General features: G+C 26.2%; 1 protein-coding gene. It reads left to right on the forward strand.

Annotated features, from left to right (window positions below):
- The first annotated feature begins 179 nt into the window (after nucleotides 1–179).
- Entirely contained in the window at nucleotides 180–473 is a 294-nt protein-coding gene (locus CD152_RS11325) for a DUF2089 family protein (RefSeq protein WP_101035856.1), read from the forward strand.
- The last annotated feature ends 176 nt before the right edge of the window (nucleotides 474–649 follow it).

The raw sequence follows: 649 nt of genomic DNA on the forward strand, positions 1-649 counted from the left end.
ATCAATATAATAATTTCAAAAATATCAACCATCATTTTCCCCCTCATTACTTAATTAATTCAACTTTACTATAAATTGAATAAAATTAAAATATTTTTTAATTTTATTAATAATTTTATCTATATATAGTTGAATTATAATTAAGTTAATTATAAAATAAAATCAAGAGGTGGAAGCAAATGGATAAAAATGAGATTCCAGAGTGGGTTTTAAAACTCGATAAAGAAGATATTGAATTCATGCGTAATTTTACAATTGAATCCGGATCATTAAAAAATATTGCAAAATTATACGATGTTTCCTATCCCACTGTACGAATAAGACTTAATAATCTAATTCAGAAGATAGAACTTGCTACTAAAGAAGAGCAATCATCGTTAATTAGTTATGTAAAATCTTTGGCCATCGATGAAAAGATTAGCCTAGAAGATGCAAAGAAGATTATCAGTATTTATAATAATGAAAAGGAGTAATAGGTATGCCGGATTATATTACTAATATATTAATTTTTGTCAGTATTTTTGCAGCACAGTTCTTTTTATCACGAACGAAGTATAAATTTTTAGCGCTCATAGTCCCAGTGTTTGCAGTTATATATGCTATATACTATTATCAATATGCCAATATGCCGCTTTGGGCAGTATTATTT

Source organism: Macrococcoides caseolyticum, assembly GCF_002902665.1.
GTDB lineage: Bacteria > Bacillota > Bacilli > Staphylococcales > Staphylococcaceae > Macrococcoides > Macrococcoides caseolyticum.

Excerpts from the sequence above, each read along its gene's own strand:
- CD152_RS11325 (WP_101035856.1), top strand. The coding sequence starts at position 180 with ATGGATAAAAATGAGATTCCAGAGTGGGTTTTAAAACTCGATAAAGAA.